The sequence below is a fragment of the Solibacillus sp. CAU 1738 genome, assembly GCF_039888725.1.
In the GTDB taxonomy this organism is placed as follows: Bacteria; Bacillota; Bacilli; order Bacillales_A; family Planococcaceae; genus Metasolibacillus.
The window spans coordinates 173,769-187,289 of sequence record NZ_JBDQQN010000004.1; the positions used below are offsets into that span (position 1 = coordinate 173,769).

Here is a 13,521-nt window from a genome sequence, read left to right on the forward strand (position 1 = left end):
AGTAAATAAGTTTAAAGAGATTTCCGTTTTTTTTCTTTCAAATTAGAAATAACACATTGGCGTAAACGTTCATAAATACGATGACGACGATCATAATGACGTACATCACGCTCTATTTCTAGTAATTCGAATATCAATTCAGATTCGACTTGATGTTTTTCGCAAAGTGAATCAAGGAGTTCTTTATCACGTTCCAAATTATACAAATTATTTCACCTCTAATTTAGTTGCTTTAGTTGATTACTTACAATTTATCCTGATTTATTATTTTTTATACAGTTAGCTCGAAGTAAAAAATATGCACTATGCACACATTTCCGGTACGCACAACGAATAGCCATCTATCTGAAATTTCTTCGGATAGATGGCTATTTTGCACATGTGACTTGGATATATTTCGACCAAGGTATGTAGTTATTTAAAATTTTGGAGTTGCTGATGTATAGGTAAATTCGGCAGTTTTGTCATTAACGTTACTAGGCATTAATAGAAGTCGACACCTTTTACTTTTGCCGTTTCAGCTAAATTTAAGCAGATAGCATTGGCTTTAGAACCAGCTTCACTTGCAGAGAAAAGCCAGTTCTTTCGACCAATCACATTCGGACGAATAACGGTGATTCATCAGCCGCCCTTTTACTGAAAAATCTTTTTGACTAAGCAAATAAAATTTGCTGTTGGGTACATTCTAGACTATGAATCACTAATTTCATTCTATGTAATACTTTATTTATCAAACGATTTATATACAGCTGAACTTAATAAAATAATAAACAATGAAACAAATAATAGTCCTATTAAAATAACATTATTAAAATAACTTTTTATTACTTCAAAATCTATAAGTAATTCAAATACCCCTAATACAAACACTATAATAAGCACTACAGAACTAACATATAAGGTAGGGTGTTTTGAAACCAAAGTACAAGTACAATCCTGACCTATTCCGCATTTACAATTTCTTAGATTCTCTCCAGTTAATTTTGAAATACCATTTAACAATAAGAATATTAGGATTAAGACTGATAAAATAGATAAACTACTCAAAATTAACACTTTACCTAAAGGTGCATTAAAATCTTTCAATATATTCGAAATAATCGTAAGACCACCAAATGATGCTAGCAGTATTGCAGCAAAAATACCTAGTATAGATATAAAATCTTTCTGGATTTTTTCTTGCTTCTTTATTAGACTTTTATTTTGTTTTTTTACTTTCCTATTTTCCTTATTCATCGAGCTAAGCTCTTCTTCTAAAATTTTCGAGTCAGCTTTCAAAACTTCTATTTGCTGTAAAAGTTGTTCTGTAGAGTTTTCAAGTAATTCATTTTGCGAGACAGCTCTATCTAGCAATTTTGAGAAAATATTTTGTTGATGTTGAGCTAATTCTATATGATCCAAAATCTTCGCAATGAAATTAGACCAAGATTTCAAATCTTCAGTTTTTATTTTCCCGATTTCATCTATATGAATAATATTTGTAATTAGAACATTAATATCTTCATCTTCTTCATCAAAGTATTCACCTTTAAGAACCTCAGAAGTTATTAATGAATAAACCCTAAGGTTTTTATCTGATACATCAACCCAAGTATCTGCAATCTCTTCAGCAACCAATAAATCTGATTCATCATTCAAACTAAAAGATTTTTCTTTCATTTTACCTATTGATTCAGAAAATTTTTGTTTAATAAAAGCTGAATCATCTAAATGAGACGATTCAGCTTTTGTGTCTTCAGACTTATTCAATATTACATCGCTCCCACAATTTCGATAAAGTCATCCTCATCATAATATAAATTTGGAACTCTATTTATAATATCTTGTTCTACAGCAGCCCAAGCATTTTCTTGATGTGTTATCTCTACTAAATCAAAAGGGTTTAAATGCCCATATTCTTCAATAGTTTCATTTAACAAAATAGCGTCTTCTTCTGTAAGCATTTCAGGTTGAATAACCTCCATAACAAAACGTCCGCCATCTAACTTTAGTGAGGTTGTTGGTTCAATGATTTTATTAGCACCATTAATTTTGTATTCTTTATAAACTTCTCTAATAACTGGTCCTAGCTTCCACTTTTCAATTCTTTGTTCAAACGGAATTATTCCGACTCTTCTGAAGTACTTAACTGCAAAGAAATAAAGGAGTTTCTGCAACTTAATATGATCTAATTCCAAATTTCTCTGTCTCATTTCATTAATAATGTTTGAAGAAATTCTTAAAGCATCCATAAAAGTCCCCCCTTATATAATATGTATTATAGTCATTTTACCACTTATTAATCACTTTGTCATCATTTAAGAACATACGTTCTTTAATTTGAAAATTTCTTTGCGATTTTCATTATATGCCTTACAATGCACATACAGTTATTATAAATATTGCATGCAAATAATATACATCGAGGAATGACAATACATTAAATTCAATTCGGAAAAACTGTCCTTTCTTATACATTAGAATTCAGTAGTAGAAGCAACTTGTTCTCCTACTCTTTACTCTTTATAGATTTCCTATAAAAACCGCTAAACCCATTTTTAAATAATTATTAAAACGGCTTAATATCTGAAACCGAGATTCACATCAATCACCCTTTAAAACTTTTATTTTCAAATCAGCAACCTTCTCCCGCTCCATTAGTATCATTTCTCGCTCTTTCTCCAACTTTATCAGCAGCTCTTTCTCATTGTTAATTTCCTTTTGCACAACAAGCAAATTTGACTCTGCCGTTGAAGATGATGCTTCAGTTCCACTATTAAAAACACTCGATATTTTATCAAAAAGGGATTTATTTTTTTCGTGTATAGCACTTTCAATAGCATATAATCGGTTTTGAAGCTCCAGACGCTGTATCCCTTGAAATAATTCATTATCTAAATGTAATAGGCGTCTTTCTGTTTCAAAAATGTTTACCATCGTCTTAAAATATTGATTATTTAATTCGTCTAATTTAAGATCGATTTCAATTACTTGGCACTGATTTTTGTGAACTTTGTTTTTAATGTTTTTAATATTTGAATCTCGTTCATTATGTAATTTCTTTATTTGATTAAGCTGATTAACATGTTGTTCAACGATATCAACTTTCTCTTTTAACACTTCTATTTCCTGAACTCTCGGGTCCAAATGAACATCATTGAGAATCCTTTTTATGTCACATATCTTTCGCCCTGCGCTACTTGTAAAAAGGATAATTAAATATATTCTATAAATTATTATATAATCATAGCGATAGTTTCGATTTGGCTTCATAGGTTTAATATACTCATTTAATTCGTTTATATAATAGCGTATATTTGAATCTTTCTTATTTAACATTTTCGATACTTCTTCTGTTGTATAAACCCTAGTTAGTTTCAACTCCTTTATAAAAGAAGGGAACAACATTTCCTCATTTAGGTCGTCTTTTAGCACTTCCTTGTATAAACGATCCTTCGAAAATAATTGCTTCAGGCCTTCAATATCTATATATTCATCAACATGCATATTACTTTTTCCTCCATTACTTTAACTCTCAGCATTCATTTTGCATTGCTTTTAATTCATAATTAAACCTTTACTGCAATTAGACTGCTATACTTGTCTATTAGCATTGATTTACTGCATCATTATAACTTCAATGCTCTTGAAGTTCCTCTGTTGCAATAATATATCAATGAAATGCCTTGTGGTCCGATGAAAACTCATCAAACGTATCAATTTCACCACAAACTCCAAATTAGTTATTCCGTTACGTCTAGTAAACTTTGTTATATATGTAACAGTTGTTCCTAAACATAGATAAGCGAATTTCCTTCATACTTTTAAAGATGTACACTTCAAAATGAGTCCAATCATTTCATATATTCCGTAATTATTTTGTGAGTCTTATTGTGAATTTCACCATGAGTTAGTCACAGAGAAAATCACTAACATTAATACGCTTATTCCCTTTAATCAAAAGGCTCACACATATAGCTAATTTCAGAATACAAGTCAAACTAATACCTATAAAAACGCTCATAAATCCAGAAAAAAACAACTATCCTAAAGTAATCTCCTTAGAATAGCTGCTGATTCTGTTACTTTATATTTTCAAATTTGAATTCTCGTTCTTATCACTTTTCCTCGGATAAAGTCATCATTATATTTCGCTTGCTTTATAGTGTCATCTATAATTTTTACTTGTTGAGCAGTTGCATTGCCTGTTGAATTTAAATCCGCTGCAATGGATTTCACATAATAGCCTTTTGCTTCTATTAAGTTCTTTAGTTCATCTAATAATTCCGATGATAGACCTTCATGTGCTAAGTTCTTCGTAGCTCGTTCATTTTCTTGACTGTTTACTGCTGCAAAAAGCTCTAATACAATCTGCCCTTTGAATAATTCCATTTACAATCATCACCTCTTATTAGACTTTTTATCTAAATACAAACCATCGTAGAAACCAGCGATGTACATGTTTTTATACACATCATGGTTGTATTTAATAAACAAATCTTGCAATGCTTCTAAAGCTAAGTTTTTTTCCCGCTCTTCAAAATCCGCAATTATTTCGTTTAACTTCAGCTCGATTTCTGCAATCATTTTAACAACATGTTTTGATAGTTCTTTATCACGCAAAACCTCATCAATTCTATGCTCAATAAATAATTCAAATGCTGCATCGAAACTTTCGTTCACTTCCACACCCCTTTATACATATTAAGTATTTATACATTTAAAGTATATAACGGATTATGTTGATTGTAAAATGCAATAATTGTACGATTAATAAAAAACAGAATGGGGTTGGCATTTGATGAACTACATTCAAGCTGGGCAACTTATTAGATCACTCCGAAAGGAAAAAAACATAAGTATGAATGAACTTGCTCAAAAATTAGAAGTTTCACAAGCTTCCATATCTAGGATTGAGGGTGGGATCCAAGAATTCAATTTCACCATGCTTACTAAAATAACTGAGCAGTTTGACATTTCATTAAGCGAGTTTTTTCTAAGACTTGAAGGGAAAGTGGACACTAAAATCAAAATTAAATCAACTAAGCAAAAATCTGGAAATATTGATACGGAGTTAATAAAACTTATTAACGACCTCTCGGAAGAGCAAAAAAAGGGGCTGTATGTTTTACTTCTCCCCTACATAAAAAGTTGAATACTCGTTTAATTATCTTAAAACACAAAAACCTTGATCCAATTGGCTTCAAGGTTTTTGTGTTTTATTTAAATTTTAATCTCCTAGCTTATTAAAATATGCACAAAGTAGTTGTACTATAATTTACACACAATTCATCATAATAAAAAAGGAGGATTACCGTGCAACAACATACAACTAAAAGTGAACAAATTATATTGAAACTACTCCATGAATTCAGGGGAATGACAGCATTGCAAATAGCACAATGTATTTCAAGCAAAGAGCAGCCAAAGATAACTCAAAGATCTAGTATTCACAATCATTTGAAGCGATTAAAATCAAAAAAATTAGTTTCCGGCAAAAAAATTGATAGTAATACAAGAACAGGATCCGTTTATTTTTTATCCTCTAATGGATTCAATTATGTAAAAGATCTGCTAAATATTGAATTCGAAAAAATTGGTTCTGGTTATACAAGTAAAATATTAGGGGATAGTTTTAGCGATTTAAGTTATGAAGTATATAAGACCCCTTTAGAACAACTAAACCATCATCTACTATTCGTAGACTCTTTAATTGCTATTAAATTAAATGAACAGCTAAAAGCCATTCAAACAAGAAATTCAATATATGCTTCCAGGCTTTATTTTCAGCAAAATGGTCAGCGTATATTAAGGCCTGATGGGGAAATTGAAGATCTTGAATCAGGAGACACTTTTTTTCTCGAAATTGATATGGGGACAGAGAATTACAACCAACTTTTGGCGAAATTTGAAAACTATAATGAATACTTTAAAACGTTAAGTCAATCTCAATTACCTATGGGAATTTTCTTCGTGACTGATTCAATAAAAAAAGCCTACGGCTTTAATCGACGTTGGATGACAGTTTTATCATCCTTTTTATCAGCGATTGATGCGAAGTTTTTAGAGTCAGTGAATTTAATCATGATCCCTATAGATGATTTTAGTGAGTCATTGGCCTTTGAAGTAAATAAACAAAACCTTTACGAAAATTATCACAACAATATATTCAGCACACAAACTCAAAACAAAAATAAATTTTTAGCAACTATTGAACACAGTCATGAGTATCGGGATCCAAACTTTTATATTTATCAGATTGGAAAATCAAATTATCAATATGTATATATTAGTATTGCTCAACAGTTTGAGTCATTGGTTTATGGTGGATATTTAAATTTCGTGAAGTTGGCTAATTCTAATCCACAGAATGAATCAACAAAAAATCTATCGAAATTAGGATATTCACAAACGATTTTTCGCCGGAACACATCTGAGCATCTTCCTTTAAATTTCGCACCTGAACATATTCCAAATGAAATTTTAGCAGTACTACAAACAATTCAAGACAATGCGAAAATAATTATATTAAACGATTAAATTCGCTAAGCGATTTAAGCTTAATTTCAAAGCTTAAATCGCTACATAAAAAATCCCCCTAAGTCAGTAGGAGGATTCCACTTTTTATCCCTGTTCATAATGCTCTAACCCTTTTGCTAAAAGGTTATTAACTAACACATTAATTTTAATAGATCTATCAAAGCTCAGTTGCTTGATTTCATCGAACAGTTCTTGCTCTAAATGAAATGATTTTTTAGCTGTTAGATCGGACCATTTAAATATTTGGCAGTCCTTATACAATTCGTATTCCATATCTTTTTCTACATCAACAGCATCTGGCTTATCACATTTCAATTTAACAATCTTATTTTTGATAGGACGACTAAGAGACTCTTCTTCATTTCCACATTCATAAACCCATATTCCCTTTTCGAGATCCTTTACAATTGCAGCATTCGATAATTTACTTTCAAAAATAGATAGTTTCATGTCTAATTCTTTTGCACATACAGACAATACCATACCTTTATTTAATGCCTCTAAAACTTGTGATAACGTTGGATTTTCATTATTCATGCGACCTACTCCATTCCTAATTTTTAATATTATAACTTCGGTTTTTCAACATTCTAATAGTAATTTTCAACTTTTAATTTAATTAATCCAATAAGTTTCAACTAATTTGCATATCTAGTTCCGAACTTCTTTAAAGCTATAAAAAACCTAAAGTAGAAACATCGCCAAACTTTTTCAAAATAGGGAGAAGAGGATCGTATTACTGTTTGAATAAAACATACTCACTACCATTTCAAATGAAATTCATAACGAAAATTTTCTAAAAAAATATAATCCCTTTCTTAAAATTAATAATCTTACCGGTTAAAATGTTAGAAATAATTTGAAAGGGTGGCTTCCTATGAAACAAAATCAATTTTTAAAACATTTATCAATCAATACAACTTATCAGCCGTTTTTTTACGAAACACCAAATAATGACTTACTGGTTAGTAATTACGATTGGCCAAGCCCAATCAACTTTGAAACTAACCATAAAGTTAATGTAAATATTCATGACCTTCAAATTGCAAAATATTTATTATCTAAAATCATCTGTGAAGCAATCGAGTCTGAAAATATTACTTTATCAAAACAGGAAATTTATACACGGTCAAAGTCGGTTTTTAATGAAATCGAGCCATTTAACAAGGTACTAAATTATTTAGACATGCTTGATTATTTACGTATAACAAATGGTGGCAAGTCCGGACGAAAGAAGATTATTGTATTAAACCCCAAAATCCTTCAGGCGTTCTGAAATTAATGTAAACAAAATGAGCAGCATCTTCGTATAAATTGAAGATGCTGCTCTGCAATCGTTTTGACTCTCTTTAGTTACTATTCTTCCTTAAAGAGATTTCAAATCTAATCTCTAATGACAGTTACTCAGATTGATTGAAGATTTCTCTATTAACATCATTCGTATCTAATAAGTGTAACTAAAAAAATTGCTTCGGTACTTATTTCGTCACTGTCGTTTTAAAGCCACGCCAAGATACCAATAAGCCATACTCCGCGCATCCATTGCTCATAGTTCCAATCAATAAACCATTGCTGGATGATCGACAGGAGCATCATGAGATTTCACTTGAACACAAATTTTTGTACCACCTAACCCTATATCATCCTTCACTTACGTTAAATTTCAACCTTTGTAAACTCCATTCCCTTCACCTTTAGCTGATTAAATAAATTCGCTAATGCCGTCTCGCCGACATTTCGGTACTTACCTAATAGCACTAACTCTTTTGGGAAATCCTTAACATGTAAGAAACCTTGCTCTTGTAACGAGTTCAGCAAGCTTGTTTGGCCAGGAAAGTTGTCCTTCGTTAACGCAACATTTCCTAATGCTTCTGTTAAAATAACAAAATCTGATTTATAAAATAGCAAGACTTCCCCACGATATCGCTCCATCACTATTTTGCGTTTTTGTTCTTCTTCAACGAACAATCGTAATTCTTCAAAGAAGCACTGATCATTCGCTTCTTTAAAGCGTTTGACATGCTGATGCATACCTTCTAATTGATATGGCAATTCACTCATAATACGTGCTTGCTGTTCGCCATTCAAACGAATTAAAAACGTTGTTGATTTTGGGAAACGCTGTGGCAATAAAAATGCATCACGTAAAAAATCCGGTATCTCAACAAATTGATCTTTATAATAAATTCTGCGACTAACCTTTTGTTCGGTTACAACATTTTCTGGCATCGGCTGTTTTTGCACGAACGTCTGCATTAATGCTTCAATATGATCGATTAAATATTCCCTATCAGCCGCGCTTTTCTCAGGAACCGGCTCAATATACTCTGGCACCTCAATATCTGGTGATGCATATGTTTCGATAAACCATGTCAAAATCAAATGCTGATATTCCCAACAAGTTAATGCTTCTCGGATTAACATTTTGCGCGTACCATCATGACTTGCTGTGTTTCCTTGACGACGAACAAAATGAATCGCGTTATCTGTTGTTGGTGTAATGATGCCTTCATTTTTTAACTTCATTTGTAATTCACCGAAATTTAACTCGCTATGCTCAAGCCCTTCCAATTGAGCAACTTGACGTACTAGTGTTTCCGCCATCGTTCGAGTTGTTTGCATCGCTGCTCTTGGCGAAACGAAAATGAGCTTTTCAATTTCTTGTGTAAGCTCAGCTAAACTTAGGTTAATTTCTGATAAAATTTCTTGTAATTTTTGCGACATTATATCACACCTACCGACTTAATTTTTTCGATCAAATATGGGATTTTTTCTTTATATTTATCTTTGTTTGCTAAGCGTAAAGAGTACTCTAGCTTTTTCAAATGATACATTGCTTCTTTTGGTAATTGTTCTATAATTATGCCTTGTTCATATAGTAGCAGACTCATTTCTACTTCAGACGAATATAATTTAATTTCTTCAAAAGCACTTCCTGTCCATTTGTAGGCACGTACTGCAAAATCATAGTCTCTATAGTGACCGTGAATAACGTGACCGTCTTGTCCTATTAATTCTGTGTTAAGTGGTTCATCGGTTTTTTTACTTTTTTCTTCAAAAAAACGATACTGCATATCTGTTGAATATTCATACTTTAACGCTGCACTTGTATCCACATCTTTTCTTTTCACAATCGCAAATATTACTTCTATATTAGAGTTAATATCCTTTGCTACTCGAAGATCCCCAACACTCGGATCTGCCCATTCATCAAATATTTCATCATATGGATGACTATGATAATATGCAACAAAGTCACTTGTTGTTACAAGCTTTCTCGCTTCCTTCACAATGTCATTCACTTGCTCATTTGCCCTTACACTAGAAGCCGTTTTATTCAGTACATTTGCAACTGGGAATGTATACTCACCAACTGCATTTTCATCTTGATCGCCAAATATCAAACCAAAGCATTCCTTTTGCTGACCGCGCTCTGGATAATGGCTAATGCAGTCAAGTAGCATAGTCGTTAATGTATTATTGATTAGTTCTAAGTGCATAAAAAAAACCTCCATATATTTAAAATAAAAGCGTACCCGTATAAAAACATGATACGCTTTCTTATTGTTATATTTGATTTAATAAACCCTTTAACGCGTTAAACTCTTCCTCTGACAACGTAACACCCTTCCCCATCTTCTCACGATTAGGCGCCCATTCTCGAATGTCATACTTTGGTGCATTATCGTTCCAGCTAATACGATTCAATTCTTTCTTCCAACCTTTTGCGGATTCAGATAATACTCCGATGTGTTCAACAACTTCAAATTTGATTTCAGCCATTGCATTACACCCCCACTAATTGTTCCATTTTAATTTCTTCAATAATCTTACCTTGTTGTAATACATAAATATAAACTGAACCATTTAATTCTTTATAATCCTCTAAAATAATTTGCTCATCCAATGCCTTTAAAAATGGTGTTACTAAAACAAAGCGCGTATTTCCATCCGCTTCTTCACTTGTGAAATCAACCAGTCCGTATGCTTTCTTTTCGCGAATATTTAATCGTCCATTGTCATATTCATATTGCTTCACAACATCTACATAATCAGCTGGTATAATCCGCGCAGCATTACTAATCGGTTGTACATGCAATTGCGTAAGCAATTTAATCGATTGTAATTGGATGCTTCGTTCACGTTCGATATCCTCTAAACGTTCTTTACTGCGCTCCTCTAAATCTTCAATTTGCGTGTATGTTTGATTAATTAATGCGCTATTTTTATTGTTCGGATTGTCTTCTAAATAGTTCGTTAAACGTTCCTGTAATACTTGCATTTGTTCATCAAATGAGCGACGTAAATACGTGCTTTTTCGATTTAAATAATCATCACGCTTCATTTGAACGGATTGCAGCACTTTTTTCGCTTGAATAATTGACTCTCGTTTAAACGACTTATCTTCGTTAGCTTCATTATTCACAAACTTTAATGGCTGTTGGAATAAGAAATACGGATCGATTTGAATAAATTCCCCTGTTTCTCTTTTAGCAAGTAACATTAATTCCTGCTCCAATTCACGACTATTCCCATCGACAACACTAATACGACTTAATTCAATAATTAACGGCTCGCTTACATTTGCTTTAACATTACAAACAGGTAATGCAACCTGCTGCAACTCCTGACTTGCTAGTTCCATTGCTAGCTTCTTGACAGGGTGATCATTAGGCAATAGCGTTATATCTTCCGTCTGTTTAGATGCACTTAATGAAAATCTTAATGATTCGTCAGTTCGTAATGCATATCTCTTTCTCTTTATTAATTCACGTATATTTTTAGGGAAACGGTCAATTCGAACGGTTTTGCTATCATTTGAGAAATTTAATTTGATTCGAGAAGTTTCAAATTGCTTTACTGCAAATTCACCGTATACACGCGGTGGCATACTATTGATTGAAATTTCTTGATAGGCCCTTCTCGCTCCGGGTAAATCGAAACTAGAGTCATCTAAACGCTCTTGTTTCGCGATTTCTAACAAGCGTTTATGCTCATCAGATAACGTTTTTTCCATCGTTGCGACAAGTTCATCTAGATTTTCACGCCCACTAATTGCACGTTCCATTAAATTCGCCAAATCTATATTATTTTCTTCAAGTACTTCACCTATAAAGTCATATACTTGATCTTGTCCTAAGTCTTCACGCATTTGATCCATTTTCGTTAATAAACGAATAAGTACGTCACCTTCTCGTGTATTACTAGCAACTAAATTGAAAATAAATACTTCATTCTTCTGCCCAATACGGTGAATACGCCCCATACGCTGCTCTAAACGGTTCGGATTCCACGGGATGTCATAGTTAATCATTTGATTACAAAACTGAAGGTTAATAGATTCCCCACCAGCATCTGTTGCCAGCATAATTTGCACATCATTACGGAATTTTTCAACCTGTTCACGACGCTGATCCATCGAGAAATTACCTACAATCTTTGTAATTTCAGGTACATGATTTAATAGCTTTCGTTCTAGGTAATACAACGTGTCCTTCGACTCTGTAAAGATTAAAATCTTCTCTCCCTTAGAAAGTAATCCTTCTTCGCCAAATAACGTATTTTCTAGTTCTGCATATTTGACCTCTACATCTTGATATACCAATCTTTCTGCCTTTTGAACTAAATCACTTAATACAGCGATTTCCACACGTAATTCCTCAATATCAATTACATCGGTTTCACCTTCGATTAGTGCCTCAACTTCCTCTTGTTCATCAATCGAAAGTTCGTCGTATTCAAAAGGTTCAACTATTTTAATTATTGATAATTCCGATTCAAGTAATTCTTCTAATTTTTCTTTTCGTCGTTTTAACGATAAATAAATCGCGTCAATCGATGAACTTAAACGACGCTGCAAAATCATCATCGCAAACGCAACATTCGGTTTATTATTTTGCTTGGCACGATTAAAATGTTCTCGGGCATACGCAGTTACTTCTTCATAAAGCTGTTGTTCCTCATAGCTTAAGTCAAATGCAATCGTTTTCGTTGTACGCTTCGGGAATAATGGAGTGCCATCAAAGTTTTTCATCGTTTCTTTTAAACGACGAATGACAAACGGATTACTCTTTTCATAAATAGAATCTCCCGTATTTAATCGTGAAAAAATATCATGATCGACTAAGCTCATCAAATGACGGAAGTTTTCTTTATCGCCCTTATGGGGTGTAGCAGTTAACAATAAGCAATGCTCTGTATGGCGAAGTAAACCTTCTCCTAGCTGATAAATTTTCGTACGACTAATTTTCCGCTTCTTCACACCATGCGTATAGGCAGCCATTTTATGTGCCTCATCAACAATGACTAAATCAAAATTAGCCTTCATTATGTACGATTTAATTTCTTCTCTTGCAGCCCAATAAAGTGATGAAATGATTTTGTCATGTGATTCAAAAGGGTTCACTTCGCTCGAACTATTCAACAGACTTCGATTGACAATCGTAAACTCTTCCCCGAACTTATCCTTTAATTCCTCCTGCCATTGCTTTAATACTAATGGAGGTACTAAAATCAAAACTCGCTCTGCAGCTTGTCTTGCCATTAATTCGCGAATTAACATACCCGACATAATCGTTTTCCCTGCCCCTGGATCATCGGCAAGTAAATAACGTACTTGTGGAGATTGTAGCATTCGACTGTAAACAGCTTCAATTTGGTGCGGAAGCGGAATGACCTTTTTATTGCCACGTGCGCGGGATTGGGAATATTTTTCTTCCGTTTTTAAAATGTAATACTGTAAATAATGTTGTAAGCGCTCAGCATTGAATGTACTTACTTCTTCTTTAATATTCTCTAGTTGGTTAAGCTGCGACTTATCTAAATACTGCTCATAATATTTATTCGTTTTACGCCCTATAGATTCTACTAAATATAAATCATCATCAATTTTTTCAAAATGCTTAATGACTACGATTTCTGGCCAAAATGAACCTTTGATTATTTCTCCGATTTTCAGCAAGATTTTCACCCCTGATTTTTATTTCAATTCAATAATTTAAA

General features: G+C 32.7%; 14 protein-coding genes. 3 read left to right on the forward strand and 11 right to left on the reverse strand.

From position 1 onward, the window contains the following. Nucleotides 1–11: 11 nt before the first annotated feature. From AAFN87_RS13520 to AAFN87_RS13545, 6 genes are all read right to left on the reverse strand, one after another. A complete protein-coding gene (locus tag AAFN87_RS13520; protein ID WP_347791609.1) occupies nt 12–206 on the reverse strand; it encodes a DNA modification system-associated small protein in 195 nt (64 codons plus the stop codon). 517 nt (nt 207–723) lie between these two features. Then, complete coding sequence (locus tag AAFN87_RS13525; protein ID WP_347791610.1) at nt 724–1,749, reverse strand: hypothetical protein; 1,026 nt, start codon at nt 1,747–1,749, stop codon at nt 724–726. 2 nt (nt 1,750–1,751) lie between these two features. Then, a complete protein-coding gene (locus tag AAFN87_RS13530; RefSeq protein WP_347791611.1) occupies nt 1,752–2,231 on the reverse strand; it encodes a Panacea domain-containing protein in 480 nt (159 codons plus the stop codon). A gap of 352 nt (nt 2,232–2,583) precedes the next feature. Further along, nucleotides 2,584–3,486 (reverse strand): MerR family transcriptional regulator, encoded by a 903-nt coding sequence (locus tag AAFN87_RS13535; protein WP_347791612.1) that lies wholly within the window; start codon nt 3,484–3,486, stop codon nt 2,584–2,586. A 588-nt stretch (nt 3,487–4,074) separates the two neighbouring features. Then, on the reverse strand, nt 4,075–4,371 hold the full coding sequence (locus tag AAFN87_RS13540; protein ID WP_347791613.1) for a hypothetical protein: 297 nt from the start codon (nt 4,369–4,371) through the stop codon (nt 4,075–4,077). 9 nt (nt 4,372–4,380) lie between these two features. Beyond that, nucleotides 4,381–4,662 carry a hypothetical protein gene (locus AAFN87_RS13545; protein ID WP_347791614.1) on the reverse strand — a complete coding sequence of 94 codons (282 nt, stop codon included), beginning with the start codon at nt 4,660–4,662 and terminating at the stop codon, nt 4,381–4,383. Nucleotides 4,663–4,780: 118 nt separating this feature from the next. Here AAFN87_RS13545 and AAFN87_RS13550 point away from each other — a divergent pair, with 118 nt between their 5' ends. Beyond that, nucleotides 4,781–5,134 carry a helix-turn-helix domain-containing protein gene (locus tag AAFN87_RS13550; RefSeq protein WP_347791615.1) on the forward strand — a complete coding sequence of 118 codons (354 nt, stop codon included), beginning with the start codon at nt 4,781–4,783 and terminating at the stop codon, nt 5,132–5,134. A gap of 161 nt (nt 5,135–5,295) precedes the next feature. Continuing rightward, nucleotides 5,296–6,519, forward strand: coding sequence for a replication-relaxation family protein (locus AAFN87_RS13555; protein ID WP_347791616.1), 1,224 nt, complete (start codon nt 5,296–5,298; stop codon nt 6,517–6,519). Between the two features lie 84 nt (nt 6,520–6,603). On the opposite strand, the gene AAFN87_RS13560 is transcribed toward AAFN87_RS13555, so the two are convergent. After that, the gene (locus tag AAFN87_RS13560; RefSeq protein WP_347791617.1) at nt 6,604–7,056 is read right to left on the reverse strand and encodes a hypothetical protein; all 453 of its coding nucleotides are present in this window, start codon (nt 7,054–7,056) and stop codon (nt 6,604–6,606) included. 340 nt (nt 7,057–7,396) lie between these two features. Here AAFN87_RS13560 and AAFN87_RS13565 point away from each other — a divergent pair, with 340 nt between their 5' ends. Then, nucleotides 7,397–7,795 (forward strand): hypothetical protein, encoded by a 399-nt coding sequence (locus AAFN87_RS13565; protein ID WP_347791618.1) that lies wholly within the window; start codon nt 7,397–7,399, stop codon nt 7,793–7,795. A 380-nt stretch (nt 7,796–8,175) separates the two neighbouring features. On the opposite strand, the gene AAFN87_RS13570 is transcribed toward AAFN87_RS13565, so the two are convergent. The 4 genes from AAFN87_RS13570 to AAFN87_RS13585 form a co-directional block, all read right to left on the reverse strand. Beyond that, nucleotides 8,176–9,243, reverse strand: a complete 1,068-nt coding sequence (locus tag AAFN87_RS13570) for a DUF4145 domain-containing protein (protein WP_347791619.1) — start codon at nt 9,241–9,243, stop codon at nt 8,176–8,178. After that, on the reverse strand, nt 9,243–10,019 hold the full coding sequence (locus tag AAFN87_RS13575; RefSeq protein ID WP_347791620.1) for an MPN domain-containing protein: 777 nt from the start codon (nt 10,017–10,019) through the stop codon (nt 9,243–9,245). The genes AAFN87_RS13570 and AAFN87_RS13575 overlap by 1 nt, the downstream gene beginning before the upstream one ends. 67 nt (nt 10,020–10,086) lie before the next feature. Further along, entirely contained in the window at nt 10,087–10,302 is a 216-nt protein-coding gene (locus AAFN87_RS13580; RefSeq protein ID WP_347791621.1) for a YdbC family protein, read from the reverse strand. A gap of 4 nt (nt 10,303–10,306) precedes the next feature. Continuing rightward, on the reverse strand, nt 10,307–13,480 hold the full coding sequence (locus AAFN87_RS13585; RefSeq protein ID WP_481886476.1) for a helicase-related protein: 3,174 nt from the start codon (nt 13,478–13,480) through the stop codon (nt 10,307–10,309). Nucleotides 13,481–13,521 lie beyond the last annotated feature (41 nt).